Source organism: Jannaschia formosa, assembly GCF_003340555.1.
Lineage (GTDB): Bacteria > Pseudomonadota > Alphaproteobacteria > Rhodobacterales > Rhodobacteraceae > Jannaschia > Jannaschia formosa.
The window spans coordinates 1-15,530 of sequence record NZ_QPLJ01000035.1 but is presented as its reverse complement, the minus strand read 5'-3'; the positions used below and the strand labels follow the sequence as shown (position 1 = coordinate 15,530).

The 15,530-nt window shown below is 71.1% G+C and carries 14 protein-coding genes; 4 read left to right on the top strand and 10 right to left on the bottom strand.

The window, feature by feature from the left end:
- Positions 1-4: 4 nt before the first annotated feature.
- Together urtA and DR046_RS20840 are read right to left on the bottom strand one after the other, a co-directional pair.
- A complete protein-coding gene (gene urtA / locus DR046_RS20845) occupies positions 5-1,285 on the bottom strand; it encodes an urea ABC transporter substrate-binding protein (protein ID WP_115384299.1) in 1,281 nt (426 codons plus the stop codon).
- A gap of 203 nt (positions 1,286-1,488) precedes the next feature.
- The gene (locus DR046_RS20840; protein WP_115384298.1) at positions 1,489-2,028 is read right to left on the bottom strand and encodes a chemotaxis protein CheD; all 540 of its coding nucleotides are present in this window, start codon (positions 2,026-2,028) and stop codon (positions 1,489-1,491) included.
- A gap of 137 nt (positions 2,029-2,165) precedes the next feature.
- Between DR046_RS20840 and DR046_RS24015 the strand changes: the two genes are divergently transcribed.
- Entirely contained in the window at positions 2,166-2,630 is a 465-nt protein-coding gene (locus DR046_RS24015; RefSeq protein WP_209313637.1) for a rhodanese-like domain-containing protein, read from the top strand.
- Positions 2,627-3,448 carry a CE1 family esterase gene (locus DR046_RS20835; protein ID WP_209313636.1) on the top strand — a complete coding sequence of 274 codons (822 nt, stop codon included), beginning with the start codon at positions 2,627-2,629 and terminating at the stop codon, positions 3,446-3,448. The genes DR046_RS24015 and DR046_RS20835 overlap by 4 nt, the downstream gene beginning before the upstream one ends.
- Position 3,449: 1 nt before the next feature.
- Here DR046_RS20835 and mdoH read toward each other — a convergent pair whose 3' ends face one another.
- From mdoH to DR046_RS20800, 7 genes are all read right to left on the bottom strand, one after another.
- Positions 3,450-5,273, bottom strand: coding sequence for a glucans biosynthesis glucosyltransferase MdoH (gene mdoH / locus DR046_RS20830; protein ID WP_245191037.1), 1,824 nt, complete (start codon positions 5,271-5,273; stop codon positions 3,450-3,452).
- Between the two features lie 8 nt (positions 5,274-5,281).
- Complete coding sequence (locus DR046_RS20825) at positions 5,282-6,793, bottom strand: OpgD/OpgG family glucan biosynthesis protein (protein WP_115384295.1); 1,512 nt, start codon at positions 6,791-6,793, stop codon at positions 5,282-5,284.
- Complete coding sequence (locus DR046_RS20820) at positions 6,790-8,082, bottom strand: OpgC family protein (RefSeq protein WP_115384294.1); 1,293 nt, start codon at positions 8,080-8,082, stop codon at positions 6,790-6,792. Before DR046_RS20820 ends, DR046_RS20825 begins: the two co-directional genes overlap by 4 nt.
- 27 nt (positions 8,083-8,109) lie before the next feature.
- The gene (locus DR046_RS20815) at positions 8,110-9,471 is read right to left on the bottom strand and encodes a tetratricopeptide repeat protein (RefSeq protein WP_115384293.1); all 1,362 of its coding nucleotides are present in this window, start codon (positions 9,469-9,471) and stop codon (positions 8,110-8,112) included.
- A 161-nt stretch (positions 9,472-9,632) separates the two neighbouring features.
- Positions 9,633-10,832 (bottom strand): CaiB/BaiF CoA transferase family protein, encoded by a 1,200-nt coding sequence (locus DR046_RS20810; protein ID WP_115384292.1) that lies wholly within the window; start codon positions 10,830-10,832, stop codon positions 9,633-9,635.
- Positions 10,816-12,423 (bottom strand): thiamine pyrophosphate-binding protein, encoded by a 1,608-nt coding sequence (locus tag DR046_RS20805; protein ID WP_115384291.1) that lies wholly within the window; start codon positions 12,421-12,423, stop codon positions 10,816-10,818. Before DR046_RS20805 ends, DR046_RS20810 begins: the two co-directional genes overlap by 17 nt.
- Positions 12,420-13,565, bottom strand: a complete 1,146-nt coding sequence (locus tag DR046_RS20800; RefSeq protein ID WP_115384290.1) for an acyl-CoA dehydrogenase family protein — start codon at positions 13,563-13,565, stop codon at positions 12,420-12,422. Before DR046_RS20800 ends, DR046_RS20805 begins: the two co-directional genes overlap by 4 nt.
- A gap of 94 nt (positions 13,566-13,659) precedes the next feature.
- Here DR046_RS20800 and DR046_RS20795 point away from each other — a divergent pair, with 94 nt between their 5' ends.
- Complete coding sequence (locus tag DR046_RS20795; protein ID WP_115384289.1) at positions 13,660-14,562, top strand: LysR family transcriptional regulator; 903 nt, start codon at positions 13,660-13,662, stop codon at positions 14,560-14,562.
- Here the strand turns inward: DR046_RS20795 and DR046_RS20790 are convergent.
- Positions 14,478-14,918: a DUF302 domain-containing protein gene (locus DR046_RS20790; RefSeq protein WP_115384288.1), complete on the bottom strand. Its 441-nt coding sequence runs from the start codon at positions 14,916-14,918 to the stop codon at positions 14,478-14,480. The two genes, DR046_RS20795 and DR046_RS20790, sit on opposite strands and share 85 nt — an antisense overlap.
- 320 nt (positions 14,919-15,238) lie before the next feature.
- On the opposite strand from DR046_RS20790, the gene DR046_RS20780 reads away from it, so the two are divergent.
- Positions 15,239-15,484, top strand: a complete 246-nt coding sequence (locus DR046_RS20780) for a transposase (RefSeq protein WP_167767222.1) — start codon at positions 15,239-15,241, stop codon at positions 15,482-15,484.
- The last annotated feature ends 46 nt before the right edge of the window (positions 15,485-15,530 follow it).

The following is a 15,530-nucleotide window of genomic DNA, read 5'->3' as shown; positions in this document are numbered from 1 at the left end:
ACCGTCAGTAGTTCGACTGGATCTGCACGCAGGTCTCGGTCTCGGTGTTGTACATCCCGCAGCCGAGGCCCGGCCAATCCGAAGTCAGCTTGGCCGACTCGGGCAGGTGGTCGGTCCAGGCGTCGCCCGCCACTTCCTCGGTCTGGGAGACGATGTCGAACTGCCCGTCCTCGGTGATCTCGCCGATCAGCACCGGCTTGGTCAGGTGGTGGTTCGGCAGCATGACGGCGGTGCCGCCGGTCAGGTTCGGGAATTCCTGGCCGTACATCGCCTCGCGCACGGCATCGACATCGGTGGTCCCGGCCTCGGTGACGGCGTTCACCCACATGTTGAAGCCGATGTAGTGGGCCTCCATCGGGTCGTTGGTCACGCGGTCCTCGCCCATGCGGTCCTTCCACATGGCGACGAATTCCTCGTTCGCCTCGGTCTCGGCGGACTGGAAGTAGTTCCAGGCGGCGAGGTGGCCGACGAGGTCGGAGGTGTCGAGGCCGCTCAGTTCCTCCTCGCCGACCGAGAAGGCGACGACGGGGATGTCGTCGGCCGAGACCTGCGCGGCGGCCAGTTCCTTGTAGAAGCCGACATTGGCGTCGCCGTTGATGGTGGAGATCACGCCGACCTGGCGCCCGTCCTCGGACATCTCGACCACGTCACCCACGATGGTCGCCCAGTCGCTGTGGCTGAAGGGCGTGTAGTTGACGAAGATGTCCTCCTCCGCGATGCCTTTCGACTTCAGGTAGGCTTCGAGGATCTGGTTCGTGGTACGCGGATAGACGTAGTCGGTGCCGAGCAGGGCGAACCGCTCCACCCCCAGCTCCTCCAGGAAGTAGTCGACCGCGGGGATCGCCTGCTGGTTCGGTGCGGCGCCGGTGTAGAAGACGTTCTTGGAGCTTTCCTCGCCCTCGTACTGGACGGGGTAGAACATCAGGCCGTTGAGTTCCTCGAGGACGGGGAGCGTGGACTTGCGGCTGACCGAGGTCCAGGAGCCGAAGATCACGTCGACGCCCTCGTCGGCGATCAGCTCGCGCGCCTTCTCGGCGAAGAGCGGCCAGTCCGAGGCGGGGTCGACCACGACCGCCTCGATCTCGCAGCCGAGCAGGCCGCCCTTCTCGTTCTGGATGTCGACCAGCATCTCGACCGTGTCCTTCAGCGTGGTCTCGGAAATGGCCATCGTGCCAGACAGTGAGTGCAGGACGCCGACCTTCACGGGACAGGACACATGCCCGTCCGCGAAGGCGGGCGCGGCGCCCAGGGTCAGCGCGATGGCAGTAAGGGAGGTGCGGTTCATAGGTCTCTCGTCCCAGCTTGGTTAACGCCCGGGCACGTTGTCGTGGGCTTGCGGGAGGGCCAATGGCCCGGCCGGTGGGAAGCGGGGGGCGTGCAGGCGTTGCTTTGATTCCGGGCGGAATGGGGGGCGCGCGGTGCAGATTCGGGCAGCGGGCGAGCGGCGGGGGGTGCGGGGACGGCGCAGACACGGCTCCGGGCGGGCGGTCAGAACATCTCCGGCGCGTTGCCGCTGCCCTCCGGGCCGGGATCGTCGGGGGTCCGGATCTCGGCCATGAGGCCGACGACGAGCTGGCCGCTGACCGGGTGGAAGCGGATGCGGCGGGCACGTTCGCCGCCGACCGAGACGCCGACGATCTCGAACCCCTCCACCGTCAGGTAGTTGAGGCAGGCCTCGCCGATGGCGAGCCCGTGGCCACGCCCGCGCAGCAGGACCTGAGCGCCCCCGGTCACGCGCGCCTTCATCTCGCTGCGCGGCACGCCCAGCCGCATCAGCGCGTTGACCAGCCGCTCGACCTCGGCCACGACGGCGGCGTCGCCCATCGGGCCCGGCGAGACGCTGCGGAAGATGTGGTTCATGCCGCCGCAGCCGAAGCGCGGCGCCCAGAGGCAGACCGAGATGCAGGAGCCGAGCGTCGCGACCATCTCGACCGCGGGGTCGTCGCTGACGGCAAGCTGGCCCTGCCCTACCTCGACGGGGTTGCTTCCCCCGACCACGGATCGGGCTGCCCCTGCTTTCGCGATCATCGCCGCCTCCGTCTGTCCGTCCCGGAGATCTGGCAGGTCCGGCTAAAGAAACAATTAACTTCCCCGGCGTCACGGGGACGTGACTTCTGCCGCGCGTGGCCTCCGGTTAGGCAGGAGCCGAGAAGGAGCGAGGCGACATGGCAGGACCGATCGAGACGCGCCCGACGCGCCGCGCGCTGCTGCTGGGCGGGGGTGTCGGGCTGGTGGCCCTGGCCGCCGGGGGCTATGCCCTCTCGCGGCGCGACCACTTCGCGGGCGACGAGATCGCCGCGGACGCCCTGCTCGAGGCGGTGCAGGCGGGCGAGATCACCCTGATCGACATCCGGCGGCCGGACGAATGGGCCGAGACCGGCATCGCCGCGGGGGCGCATCCGCTCGACATGCGGCGGGGCGATTTCGTCGCCGCCCTGTCGGGGATCGTGGACGGCGGGCGCGACGCGCCCGTCGCCCTGATCTGCGCGCGCGGGGTGCGATCCGACCGGATGAGCGCGCGGCTGGCCGAGGCCGGGTTCACCCGGATCGTCGACGTGCCGGAGGGGATGCTGGGCTCTGCCGCCGGGCCGGGCTGGCTGGCGCGGGACCTGCCGGTCGTGCGGCCGTGAGGCGGCTTCTTCTCGCCGCGCTGCTGGCCCTGGCCTCGCCGGTCCAGGCGCAGGAGGGGTGCGGCGCCGAGGGCGCCTGCACCCTCGAGAACGGGCGCTACTACATCGCCCTGCCCCCGTCGCCGGACGGGCCGGTGCCCGCGGTCGTGTTCCTGCACGGCTTCGGCGGTTCCGGCGAGGGGACGATGCGGCAGCGCGGGATGATCGAGGCGATCACCGCGCGCGGCTATGCCTTCCTCGCTCCGGACGGCCAGCCGCGCCCGGGCCGCGGCGGCCTGCGCTGGGATTTCCGTGGGGAGCCGGGCGCCGACCGGCGCGACGAGGATGCGTTCCTGCGGGACGTGGTCGCGGATGCGGCACGGCACGGCGTCGACCCGGAGCGGGTGATCCTGGCCGGGTTCTCGAACGGGGCGTTCCAGGTCGTCTATCAGGCCTGCCGCGACCCTGGCGCCTTCGCCGCCTGGGCGCCCGTCTCGGGCGGGTTCTGGCGGCCCCATCCCGAGGGTTGCGCCGGGCCGGTCCGGCTGTTCCAGACTCATGGATGGCGCGATGCGACCGTCCCGCTGGAGGGCCGCCCGCTGGGCGGAGGGGCCGTTGCGCAGGGCGACATCTTCGAGGGGCTGGCCTTGTTCCGGCGGGCCAACGGGTGTGCGTGGGACAACCCGGACGGCTACGACGAGACGGGCCAGTTCCTGCGCCGCCGCTGGGACTGCGCGCCCGGCTCGGCGCTGGAGCTTGCGCTGTTTCCGGGCGGGCATGGCGTGCCGTCGGGCTGGGCGGAGATGATGCTAGACTGGTTCGAGGGGCTGGAGGGCTAGCCTACTCCGCCGGGATCGCGCGCGTCAGAGCCTCGTGCAGTTCTGCCCGCCAGCGGTGAGCGCGGGTGACGACGAGCGGGGCGCGGAGTTCCTGCGGTGTCGCGAGAGTTCCGGGCGAGGGCCGCGCCGAGAGACGGCTGAGCGGTGCCGCGCAGAGCAGGCTCAGCATCACCGGGAGGAGCCAGAACGAGACGAAGCCGGTCCACATCCCGAGCGCGAGCGCGAGGCCCAGCCCCGTCTCGACCGCGTGGAAGCGCAGCAGCACCGGCCATCCGTAGCGGCCCCCGCTGCGCTGCTGCGGCGTCCAGTCGAGCGGGCGGCCGGCCAGCGCCGAGATCACGGCCAGCGTCTGCTGCACCATCATGATCGGCGCGTAGGCGATCGACACCAGGATCTCGAGCAGGATCGACAGCCCGAACCGCCCTGCCCCGCCGACCCGCGCGAGCCTGGTGCCGGTGGCGAGCAACGCCGCCGCGCCGATCAGCTTCGGCGCGAGCAGCAGCGCGTAGAGGACCAGCATCAGCCAGACATGGTTGACCGGCGACATCTCGGGCCAGTTCGGCAGGGTCGGGTTCTCGGGCGAGAAGTAGTTGATGACCGAGCGCTCGGCATCGACCCCGACCGCCACCCAGAGCAGCAGAAGCAGGAACCAGAGGGGCGAGAGCAGGTAGCCGACCGCGCCGTGGAACAGGTGGAAGCGCGACAGAGCATGGAAGCCGCGCGTGCCGAGAAGGCCCAGATGCTGGATGTTGCCCCGGCACCAGCGCCGGTCGCGCAGAACGTGGTCGACGAGGGAGGGCGGCGTCTCTTCATAGCTGCCCTGCACGCGCGGCAGGAAGCGCACCGACCAGCCGGCGCGGCGCAGAAGGCCCGCCTCGACGAAATCGTGGCTGAGGATCAGCCGGTCGCCGCCCCGGGCGCGCAGCCGCGGCAGGCCCGCGCTGCTGGCGAAGGCGGCGATGCGGATGATGGCGTTGTGGCCCCAGTAGTTGCCCTCGCGCCCGGTCCAGCGGGCGAGGCCCTCGGCGAGCGCCACGCCGTAGATCGCGTTGGCGAATTGCTGGGCGCGGGCGAAGAGCGTGCGGGCGCCGATGAGTTGCGGGAAGGACTGGATCAGCCCCGCCCCCGGATCGCGCGACAGCCCGTCGGCAAGGGCCACGATGGCGCGCGCGCTCATCAGGCTGTCGGCGTCGAGGACCAGCATGGCCTCGTGGCCGCCGCCCCAGGTCTCGACCCATTGGGCGAGATTGCCGACCTTGCGGTCGGTGTTCTCGGCGCGGCGGCGATACCAGACGGTCGCGCCGGGCAGCCGGTCGCGGAGGGCGCGCCACGCCGCCTCTTCCTGCGCGGCACGGGCGGGGTCGCGGGTGTCGGACAGGATGTAGAGCGAGAAGCGATGGGCGCTGCGGGCCTGGTCGAGCGTCTCGAGCATGGCGCCGGCGTTGCCGAAGACGTCCCAGGGCGCCTCCTCGTAGACGGGGATCAGGAGCGCGACGTCGAGCGGGGCGGCGGCGGCCGTCTCTTCCACAGGACGCCGGGTCATCGACCAGGCGCCGCCGAGGACGGTCGCGAAGGTGAGCGCGATCCAGAAGAAGCCGACGCCGATCAGCGCCGCCAGCAGCGCCTCGGCCCAGGAGGTGCCGTCGGTCGCGAACCAGGCGAGGAACGCCCAGAGCAGCGCGCCCGTGGCCAGCGCCGCGGGGGTGAAGACCGCGGCGCGCCAGACAAGCGCCGCCGGATCGCGCAGGACGCCCGGCGCGGCGTGGTCCCGGAAGCGGCGCGACAGGTCCTGGCGCGGATGGGCCAGCGGGGCCGGAGGGGGCACGGAAGGCGTCAAGCGGCGGTCCATCGGTAGAGCCAGACCTCGGAGACCTGCCGGCCGTCGCGCCGAAGCTCGGCGCGCAGCTCCGACAGGGGGGCGGTGCCCGGGTCGAAGGTGAAGGCGAGGCGCAGGCCTCCGGTCTCGGGGTTGCGCTGAAGGGTGCCGTCGGAGACGTCGCTGCTGCCGGAGGCGATCTGGATCGCGATCCCGGCAAGGTCGCCCTCCAGCGCCTCGTGCGGGGCGAAGTCGATGGCGGCGAGCCAGCGGTCGCCTTCGAAGTTGCGGCCCAGATGGGTATCGAGCACGCGGGCCACGTCGCGGCGCCGGCGTGCGGCGTCGCCCCAGGTCATGCGGTAGGAGAAGCGCGCCTCCTGCCCGGCGGGCAGCGGGTCGCGGGGCCGCCAGTAAGCGACGATGTTGTCGTAGATCTCCCGGTCGGACGGGATCTCGACCAGTCGGACGACGCCGCGGCCCCAGTCCTCCCCGGGCTCGATCCAGAGCGAGGGGCGGAGGTGGTAGTTGGCCTCGAGGTCGGCGAAGTCCGAGAGGCGGCCGGCGCGCTGCATCAGCCCGAAGCCGCGCGGGGCGTCGTCGATGAAGCTCGACACCTGCAGCGCGACCGGATTGGCGAGCTGGCGCCAGAGCATCTCGCCGTTGCCGTTCCACATCAGCAGCCCGTCGCTGTCGTGGATGGCGGGGCGGAAGTCGTCGAAGCGCGGGCGGTTGGTCTGGTCGTAGAGGAACATCGAGGTCAGCGGCGCGATTCCGACATGGTCGAGATCGACGCGCGGGTAGAGCGTGGCCTCGACCTCCATCTCGCAGGCCGCGCCGGGGCGGATGACGAAGCGGTAGGCGCCCGCGACCGAGGGGCTGTCGAGCAGCGCGTGGAGCGTGATCGCGTCATCGCCGGGCACCGGCTCCTCGGCCCAGAGCTGGACGAAATCCGGGAACTCCTCGCCCTCGGCGTCGCCGGTGCGCAGCGCGAGGCCGCGCGCAGACAGCCCGTAGGCCTGCGCGGCGCCGATGGCGCGGAAGTAGCTGGCGCCCTGGAAGACGCAGAATTCGCGGTAGTTCTGCTCGTCCGGGAAGCGATGGCGCAGGCGCAGGCCGGAATAGCCCATTGTCTCGTCCAGCGGCAGCTCCGGCGCCATGTCGGTCTTGTCGAAGAGCGAATAGTCGAAGGCGAGCCGGTGGGCCGTGTCGCCCTGCACGACGTCGATCTCGACCGCGCGGGGGAAGTAGAGGCCGGGATGGAACAGGTCCATCTCGAAGCCCAGATCGGCCCCGGCCCAGACCGCCTTGGAGGTGTTGAACCAGATCTTGCGATACTGGTCGTAGGTCAGGTCCTGCCAGGCCTGCGGCACCGGATCGCGCAGCATGAAGGGCCGCGCGGCACGGTCCCTGGCCAGCGCGCGGACGGTGTCGGGGCCGAAGGGCTCCGACGACAGGAGGCGGGGCATGTCGGCCCGCGCGGGCAGCGCCAGGAGCGCGACGCTGGACATCAGGAACGCACGGCGATTCATCGCTTCGCCCTCCACGGCTGGGACTTGAACCAGCCTGCCCCGTAAGCGCAGGCGACGAGCAGGGCGAAGCCCGCGAGGTTGACCAGCGCCCAGCGGCCCGCGCCTGCGCCGATGACGTCGATCGCCCAGCCGTTCACGCGGGCGAGGAACATCGAGAAGATGAAGACCGCGAGGCTCTGCTGGCCGACCTTCATCACGATGCCGACCACCCGGTTCCAGAGCGCCGAGGCCGCGCCGGTCCCGGTCGCGATCAGCCGCGCTCCGCCCTGCCCGGCCGCGGCCCAGAACAGGTAGGCGAGCGCGAGGAAGTGGAGGTAGTGCAGCGGGGCGAAGGCGGACTTGTCGAACCAGGCGGCATTGTCCTGCCGCCAGTCGAAGACCGGGTTGCAGCGGCCGAAGCCGGTCTCGGCGCAGCCGGTCGCCGCGATGTAGGCGTCGCGGACCAAGTCGGTCTGGAAGATTCGGAAGCCCACGTTGGACAGCAGGAACGACACCAGCACCACGGCGAGGGCAAGGCCGATCAGCCAGGGCCGGACCGGCGGCGCCGGGAGCCAGCCGCGCATGAAGGCGAAGCCGGTGAAGAACAGAAGCTGCCACCCGAACGGGTTGAAGAACCAGGTGCGGTCCGACCACGGCTCGGCCGGGAGGCCGAGGAACAGGTGGCCGAGCCCGGCCCAGGTCAGGAACGCCTCCTGCGCGAGAACCCAGATCGTCAGGACCACCGCCGCCAGCAGCCACAGCGACACCCGCGCCAGCGCGATGTAGAGCGGCATCAGCGCCAGCACGACCATGTACATGGGCAGGATGTCGAAATAGTTCGGCACATAGGTCAGCGTGGCCAGCCCTACCAGCTGGGGCGCCGGATCCTCGAAGAACTTCCACAGGTTGAGCGTGCCGATATAGACGGTCTCGTACCAGCCGGTCGCGTCGAGCGCAGCGAGGAACGCGGCCACCGCGAAGAACAGCCCGATATGCGCCCAGTAGATCTGCCAGACCCGGTAGCCGACCCGCGCCGTGCCGAGGACCCAGCCCGACCGGTCGAAGCTGCGACCGAAGGCGATGGCCGAGGCCATGCCCGAGCAGAAGACGAAGATCTCGGTCGCGTCCGAGAAGCCGAACCGCGCCGGGATCCACTGCGTCCACGGGTTGCCGGGCGTGTGGGCCAGGAGGATGATGAACATCGCGAGCCCGCGGAAGAAGTCCAGCCGCGGATCGCGCACCCCCGCGACCGGCGCCGCACGGGCAGCCGGGGCGGCCGCGAAGGCCATGTCTGGGGTCGTGGTGGTCATTGGGGGGTCTCGTGAATCATCGGCAGGTCAGGCGCGCGCGCCGTCGGGACAGGCGGCGGATGCTGCATCTGCTATAAGCCTTCGCCGCACTGCCGCATAGCCGTCCTCGAAGCCGCCGCGGCGTGCCGTCCGGTCAGCCAGAACGCGCTCCGCCTCGGCCAGTCGGCCGGCGCGGATGCCTGCGTCGATGGTGATCCGCTCGAATACGTCGCGCTGGGCGTGGCTGCCGCCGGCCGCCTGCATGCTGGGCCGCGCGGCCAGCAGCTGTGCGAAGGCGGTGGCGTAGTCGCCCTCGCCAAAGGCCTCCAGCCCGCGGGCGGCGGTGAGTCCCGGGCAGGCCATGCGCGCCGCGACCTCGTCGGCGGGCCGTGCCGCGTCGGCCGCCAGCCGCGCGAGAAGCCGCGCGGCCGCGCCGTCGCGCGCGTCGCCCGCGAGCGCCAGCATGTAGTGCAGGTCGGCGAAGATCAGGCAGCCGTCCCCGGCCCGCCGCTCCGACAGGTCGGCCAGCTCTTCCCAGCGGTCCCCGACATCGACGCCCTCCAGCTCCAGCCGGGAGAGGAGCGAGGTCGCGTTGGAGATGTCGCGGTAGTCGTCCGTCCGCTCGGCCCGGACATGGTGGTCATAGAGCGCCAGCGCCTCGTCCAGCCGCCCGAGGTCGAGCAGCATCAGCGCCTTGTGCCACCAGACGTGGAAGCGGAAATTGTTGCAATGCGCCCAGGCGGCCTCCCGCCCCTCCAGCCAGGCCAGCCCGCCTTGCGCGTCGCCGGTCATGTCGTGGACATGGGCGACCGCGTGCAGGCCCCAGGCATCGTCGGGGGCAAGCGTCAGCGCCGCGCGGCCGGCCCGCGCAGCGGCGGCATAGTCGCCCGTCTCCTCCAGCGCGAAGGCGTGGCAGCCGAGCGCGTAGCCCCTGCCGGCGTGGTCCGCGTCATGCGCGGGCAGGACGGTCTCGACCGACCGGCGCATTCCGTCGGCGTCGCCGATCACGAATCGCAGCGCGTGGCTCAGCTTCATCAGGAGGGTGTCGGAGGGGGCCTTTTGCAGCACCTCCTCCAGCGCGGCGATGGCGCGGGTCGGCGCCCTTTGCAGCACCGCGTCGAGCGCCGCGGTCAGCGCCCGTTCGCGCGGGTTCCCCGGTGGCAGGGCGCGGGCCCGCGCCAGGGCGGCGCGGGCCTCGGCCAGCACCTCGCTGCGGCCCAGCAGGGCGCAGAACAGGCCTTTGAGCGCATGGCCGGCCGGATGATCGGGGGCGAGCGCGAGCAGGCGGCCCAGATGCGCGGGCGTGGCGGCGCCGTGGGACAGGAAGGCCAGGCACATGGCGTTCCATTCCCCGAGCGCGGAGGGGTCGGCCAGCGTCACCGGCTGATCGAAGACGTCGTGGCGGCTCATCAACGGGGCCTCTCCATCGCTTGGCTATGACTCGGGCTTACGCGCAGGGGTTGCGTCCCGCTACGGCCCGGGCGGGCGCATAACGGCCATGTGACGACGCGTCAGGGCGGGGTGATCGGAAAACTGTCGGTCCGGGGACCGTTTGGGCGTTCCGTCGCCGGTCAACCGGCGAAGGGATCGTCCCGGTCGAGCCGCGCGCTGTCGGCGCCGAAGCGCGGCGGCGGATGGCGGTATGTGACGGGCGTGCGCGACAGCTTCAGCGGATTGCCGAGCAGCGGGAGGGTCAGCGGGCCGGCGCTGCCCGCCGTCTCCATGTCGATCGCCATGCCGCGGGCGCGGACCTGCTCGGTCTCGAAAACCTGCGGCAGCGTCTTGACCGGGCCGACCGGGACCTTCGCCCCCTCCATCCGCGCAGTGACCTCGGCGGTCGGAAGCTTGCGCAGCGCAGGCACCAGATACTCGGCCAGCGCGTCACGGTTCGCCAGCCGCGCGGGGTTCGTCGCGAAGCGGGGGTCGGAGGCCAGCTCCGGCAGGCCGAACAGGCCGACGAAGCGCGAGAACTGGCTGTCGTTGCCGACGGCGACGATGACGTGGCCATCGGCGGTCTCGTAGACGCCGTAGGGCACGATGTTCGGGTGATTGTTGCCGCGGCGGATCGGGGCCTGACCCGAAAGGCGGGTGTTCACGGCCTCGTTGATGGTCCAGGCGATCTGGCTGTCGACGAGGGCCACGTCGATATGCTGCCCCTCGCCCGTCGCCTCGGCATGGCGCAGCGCGGCGAGGATGCCGACGGTTGCATACATCCCGCACATGACGTCGGCGATGCCGACGCCGACCTTCATCGGCTGGCCCTCCGGCTCTCCGGTCAGGGACATGATGCCGCCATAGCCCTGCGCCATCAGGTCGTAGCCCGGCTTGTCGCGGTTCGGCCCGGTCTGGCCGAAACCGGAGATGGAGCAGTAGACAAGCCGCGGATGCGCCGCCGTCAGCGTGGCGTGGTCGAGCCCGTACTTGGCGAGGCCGCCGGGCTTGAAGTTCTCGATGAAGATGTCCGCATGGCCGGCGAGCCTTCGCACCTGCGCCTGACCCCCGGGCGTGGCGATGTCGATGGCGATCGACAGCTTGTTGCGGTTGGCACACATGAAATATGCAGACAGATCCGTATCTTCCGCGCCGTCCTTCACGTAGGGCGGGCCCCATTGGCGGGTGTCGTCACCCCCGGTGCCGGGATTCTCGACCTTCAGCACGGTCGCCCCGAGATCGCCGAGCAGCTGCGTGCAGGTCGGCCCGGCCAGGATGCGGCTGAGGTCGAGGACCTTGACGCCGGCGAGCGGCCCGGTCCGGTCAGATGCGTCCGTCATAGGCCTTCCTGTCGAATTCGGCTGCGATCACGGTGAAGCGGTCGGCGCTCAAGGCGGTCTCAACTTCGTCCTGCAAAGCCTTGGCATCGTTGACCGTGACGCCGTGACCGCCGAAGCCCCGGGCGATCGCGGCATAATCGAGACGGTCAAAATCGACGCCTGCATTCCGCATCTGCCGCTGCCTCTGCTTGAGTTCGATCAGCGAAAGGGACCGGTCGACGAAGACGACGAAGACGACCGGCAGGCCCAGGGCGGCGGCGGAGGCGAGCTCTCCGGCGACCATCAGGAAGCCTGCGTCGCCCATGAAGCCGATCACCGGGGTCTCGGGCGCGGCGCGCTTGGCGCCGATGGCCAGCGGGATGGCGCAGCCCATGGTGCAGAGGCCGGTAGATTGCAGCAGCTGGCGCGGGCCGTCGCATTCCCACATCTGGCTGAGCAGGATGCGATGCGCGCCGCTGTCCACCGTGGCGACCGTGCCCGGCGGGCAGGCGGCGCGGCAGGCCGCGACGATGGCGTCGGGACCCCAGCCCTTGACCGAGAAGGCCTCGCGCAGCGCACGCCGCGTGTCGGAGATGTCCCAGACCTCGCGCGGGGTCACGCCCTCGCGGATCGCGTCGAGCGTGGGGCCGACCGGGGCGATCACCTCCAGCGTGGCGCCGTGCATCCCGTGCAGGTTGGCGTCGTGGCAGATGTCGATCACGTTCTGCTCTGCCGGGTCCCAGACGCCACGCCAGCCGGGGCGCATCTCGATCGGGTCGTAGCCCGCGAGCAGGATCAGGTCCGCCTCGCGGAAGAGCGGCAGGAGATGCGAACCGGCCAGGGGGGAAAGTCCTGCTCCGCCGAGGCTTAGCGGGTGATCTTCAGGAAGCAGACCCTTGCCTTTGTAGCTGGTGACGAGTGGCACGCCATGCGCTTCGCAGAAGCCGCGGATCGCTTCGCCCGCCTCGTCGCGCACCGCGTCGAGCCCGGCCAGCATGATCGGACGCTCGGCCTTCGCCAGCCAGTCACGCGCCTTTGCAAGCGCATCCGGCCCGATGGCCGCCAGGGCGCTGTCGGGGCGGTGGACCGGAACATCCGGCACCATCGCGTCGGCGACCGAGATCGGCACGTCGATATGGACGGGACCCGCCCGGCCGCCCGCCCCGCCGGTGGCGATGCGAACGGCCTTGTCGGCCTGCACGGCGGCCGCGCCGGCGTTCAGGGTGAAGGTCGCCTTCGTGATCGGCGCGAAGACGGCGGCCTGATCGAGAAGCTGGTGATTGTAGGTCTCCGCCTCGTCCTGGTCGATCCGCCCGGTTAGCACGATGACGGGCACGCGGTCCTGCTCGGCATTGGCCACGAAGTTCACGCCGTTCATCGCGCCCGGGCCGACGGTCGCGACCAGGATGGCGGGGGCGCCGTCCATGTGGTGACCGCCCTCGGCGATGAAGCCGGCGGCGGTCTCGTGGTGGGAAAGGACGAACTCGATGCCCGCGGCCTCCAGCGCGTCGACGAGGGTCAGCACCTCGCCGCCGGGCATGCCGAAGGCGCGTCGGCACCCCGCGGCGTGGAGTCTTCGGGCAAGGGCGTCTGCGGCTCGGATCTGGCTCATTCCGCTGCCATACCAGCCCCTTCGCGGGCGTCAACGGCGGGTCGCGTCTGGGGCAGCTTCCGCCCCAGGAGATGGGCGGCGATCTGGTTGCGCAGCACCTGCGCCGTGCCGCCGCCGATGGTGAACATGCGGACGTCGCGATACATCCGCTCCAGCGGTTCGTCCGCGCCATAGCCGCGCGCGCCGAACATCTGGAGCGCCCGGTCGACGACGCGCACCGCCGTCTCGGAGGCGAGCAGCTTGGCCCGCGCCGCCTTGGTGCGGTCGGGGAAGGGGTCGGCCGAGGCGGCCGCGTCGCGCAGCATCAGGCGCGCGGCCTCCAGCTCCGTATCCATGTCGGCGAGCAACCATTGCAGGCCCTGGAAGTCCGACAGGGGGCGGCCGAACTGCTGGCGCTGGTCAAGGTAGCGACGCGCCCGCTCCGCCGCCTCGGCCGCCACGCCGAGAGCGATGGTCCCGGCGCCGACGCGCTGCGTGTTGTAGGCGTCGATCAGCTTTCCGAATCCGGCCTCGGGAACCATCATCTGTTCGGGGACGAAGTGGTTCTCGAAGCGCAGCTCCGCCTCGGGCATCCCGCAGAGGCCCATCGTCCGCTCCAGCCGCGCGACGGCGAGACCCCGGCCCGGGGTGGTCAGGAAGCCGCGAATGCCGTCCGGGGCCTGCGCGAAGACCAGATGCAGGCGGGAGACGCCGCCCCCGGTAATCCAGTGCTTCACGCCGTCCAGCCGGTAGCCGCCCGGCACCGGCGTCGCCCGGGTGGTCATCGCCGTCGCGTCGGAGCCGGCGCCCGGCTCGGTGATGCAGATCGCCGGCTTGTCGCCCGCCAGCACCAGCCCCGCGGCGAGGTCCTTCTGCGCCTTCGTGCCATAGGCCATCACGGCGCTCAGCGCGCCCATGTTGCCCTCGACCAGCACACGGCCGGTCAGCGTGCAGGCGCCGGAGACCGCCTCGACGATGGGAACGATCTCCGACAGGGTCAGGCCCGGGCCGCCTTGGGCCGCCGGGATGGACATGCCCATCAGACCGGCGCGGGCCAGGTCGGCGACGTTCTCGTGGCAATAGCGCCGCTCCCGGTCCCAGGTGGCGGCGCGGTCGCGGAAGTGGGGCAGCAGCGCGCGGGCGCGGGTCAGGTGATCGGACATAGGGACCTCCTCCTATCGCTTGTCCCGAGGGTGACGCGGCGGCTACTACAGGACAATCGAATTAGGATGGATCGCAAGTTCAGGTGAATTGAAGATGCAGAACCGGGACCTGCGCACCCTGCGCGAGATCGCGCGGCTCGGCTCCTTCCGGGAGGCGGCGGAGCGGCTGCACATGACGCTCTCGGCGGTGTCGATGCAGATGAAGGCGCTGGAGGCGCAGCTCGGCGCGGAGATCTTCGACCGCGCCACCCGGCCCCCAAGGCTGACGCCGCTGGGCCGCCGCGTGGCCGAGGGCGCCGAGGAGGTGCTGGCCGCCGAGGACAGGCTGCGCGTGCTGACCGGCCCCGACGCGCCGCTCGCCGGGCGGTTCCGCCTTGGGCTGGTGGCGAGCGCGAGCGCGCGGCTCCTGCCGGGTTTCCTGCGCGGGGCGGCTGGCGCCCTGCCCCATGCCCGGTTCGACCTGCGCACCGGCCTGTCGGAGACGCTGGAGTCGCTGGTGGCCGAAGGCGCGCTCGACGCCGGGGTCGTCACCGCCACGGGCGTGCCGCTGGGTGGCTGCCGCCACACGGTGCTGTCCCGCGACCGGCTGATCCTGGCCAGCCCGCCCGGAGGTGGCGCCCTGCCCTTCCTGCACTTCGCACCGACGACCGGGATCGGCCGCGTCATCGCCGCCGAACTCGCCGACCGCCCGGCCCTGCGCGACGCGCCGCGACTGGTGCTCGACCATGTCGAGACCATCGTCGCCTGCCTCGACGACGGCGTCGGCCGCACGATCCTGCCCGAGATCGACCTGGCCCGCGCCCGCCGCCCGTTCCTGGCCGAGCCGACCGAGTCCGTGCGCGCCCTGGTCCTCGTCACCCGGCTCGACACGCCGCTCGACGAGGCGGCCGGGACAATGGCCGCGTTGCTGGGTCAGCGGGTCGCTGCGTCGTCGGCGGCGGAGGCGGCGTCGAGCTCTGCCGCGATACCATCCAACCCCAGCGCCCCCTCGGCATAGGGCGCGAGCCGGATCGAAGGCCGGATGTAGGAAAGCGTGGCCGTCCCGTCCGCGTTCTCGGTGACGTAGACCCGGATCGGCGCCTCGATCATCGCTGCCGTCGATAATCTCAGCACTCGGACCGCTAAATCGTTGTTGAAGAGCCCCAGCACCCGGTTGCCCGGGATCTCGATCCCCCGCTGCGCCGCGGTCGCGGGAGGCCCGGCCATGGTGACAACGGCCAGCCCGCCCGCCCCCGCCGCCGCGCGGGTGTCGGCGACGAGCGCGTCGAAGCCCTTCTCCGTCCGCCGGACCTCCCACCCCTCACGCCGGGTGAGGTCGGCAACAGGCTGGGCCGTGGCGGGAAGCGGGAGCAGGACGTGGGGATAACGTCCCCCGACGTGGTGTAGGAGCGCCGAGCCTCGGAGAGGTCAGGGCTTGATCAAGTTGCCACGGCTGGCAGCCTGACGGTGGGATTGTCTGTGACGCGGGCGAGCGTTTCAAGAGACCTGTAGCGCCGCGCGACCGCCCACTCGTCGTTTGTCTCGAGCATCAGCGCGCCGGGTGCCGTCGTGAAGGTGGTGGAGATTTGAGGTTGGCGTAGTCTCCGGGTTTGAAACCAACGCAGAACGGCGGTTGCCGCCGCCGTGGAGACCACGCCATGGACGAGACTACGACGGGGTGCGCAACTGCGCCAATGCTGGAAGGCTGGAGCGATCCGATCGAGGATGGGGTGCGCGGTCGTGTCCGGGCCTTCATCGAGGCGATCCTCGAGGAGGAGCTGGAAGCCGCTCTTGGGCGCGGTCGCTACGAGCGGTCGGAGAAAGGCCCACGCGGCTGGCGCAACGGGCATCGCGACCGGCAGGTAATACCAACGGCTCTCTTTTTTGACTCGATTGTGAGGCGCGCGCGCTGTCGGGCCGTGATTCCCTTCTTTCGTTGACGGGAGGGATGGCGATGACGGTTGCGATCACGCGGGACGAGTTGGA